The organism is Lactobacillus nasalidis, assembly GCF_016587775.1.
GTDB lineage: Bacteria > Bacillota > Bacilli > Lactobacillales > Lactobacillaceae > Lactobacillus > Lactobacillus nasalidis.
Map to the genome: position 1 here is coordinate 1 of NZ_BOCG01000416.1, position 1,103 is coordinate 1,103.

General features: G+C 60.1%; 1 protein-coding gene and 1 pseudogene. Both read left to right on the forward strand.

Features of this window, described 5'->3' with window-relative positions:
* Positions 1 to 342: aminoacyl-tRNA hydrolase (pth, locus tag lacNas_RS07660; RefSeq protein WP_201346748.1), on the forward strand; the 342-nt coding region annotated here is incomplete at its 5' end.
* Between the two features lie 15 nt (positions 343 to 357).
* Positions 358 to 1,103: pseudogene (locus lacNas_RS07665) on the forward strand (transcription-repair coupling factor); the annotation flags it as partial.

Consider the following 1,103-nt stretch of genomic DNA (forward strand, 5'->3'; position numbering starts at 1 on the left):
GCGGCCGCCGCCAAGTTCTTCAAGATCGACCCCAGCGACATCCTGGTGATCCATGACGACATGGACATGCCGGTTGCCAAGCTGCGCGTGCGGGCCGGCGGCAAGTCCGGCGGCCACAACGGGATCAAGAGCATCATTGCCGATCTGGGAACCGAGAAGTTCAACCGCTTGAAGATCGGCATCCGCCATCCCGACAAGCAGAGCGTGGTTTCCTGGGTGCTGACGCCGTTTGACCAGGACCAGCAAAAAGCGCTCGAGGCCAGCTTTGACAAGGTCGACCAGATCATTGCCGACTTTGTGGCCGGCCGCGACGCCCAGTATTTGATGAACCGCTACAATTAAAGACAGTAAATCTACATGCAAGCAATTGACTTTTTGAAAAAAGATCAAGCAGTAACTGCTTTTATCGCGAAAACGTCCCGGATCAAGAACTCCCTGCTCACAGGAGTCGAACGGGGCGCTTTTGCGCTGCTGGTCCAAAAGTACCTGGACCAGACCGGCCGGCCCTTGCTGCTGATCGAAGAAAATGAATACAAGGCCCAGGAGCGCTACAACGACCTGAGCCGGATTTTGGCCGATGACGACCTGGAGCTGTTCGCCCTGGACGGCAACCTGGCCACGCAGACGGCCGTGAGTTCGCCGGATGAGCTGAGTAGCCGGATCCAGAGCCTGGACCTGCTGCTTAGCGGCCGGGCCGGGGTTGTAATCGCGACGCCGCAGGGCTTGCAGTACCCCTTGAGCGACCCTGCCTTGTTTGGCGGCGGGCAAAAGCTGCTCAAGACGGGCGAGGAAATCGCGCCGGCGGACTTGACCCGCTGGCTGCTCCAGGCCGGCTACCGCAAGGAATCCTTAGTGGCCAAGCCAGGGGAATTCGCTGCCCGCGGGGACATCGTGGACCTGTATCCGCTGGACCGGGAAAATCCGCTGCGGCTGGAATTTTTTGGCGATGAAATCGACACGATCAAGACTTTTGACCTGACCAGCCAGCGCAGCCTGGAAGAGCTGCCGCAAGCCGCCGTGCCGACGGCCAGCGACCACGTCTTTACTGCTGCTGACCTGCAGCGGGCGGCTGAAGATTTGGCGCGGGATCTGCCGGAAGCGGC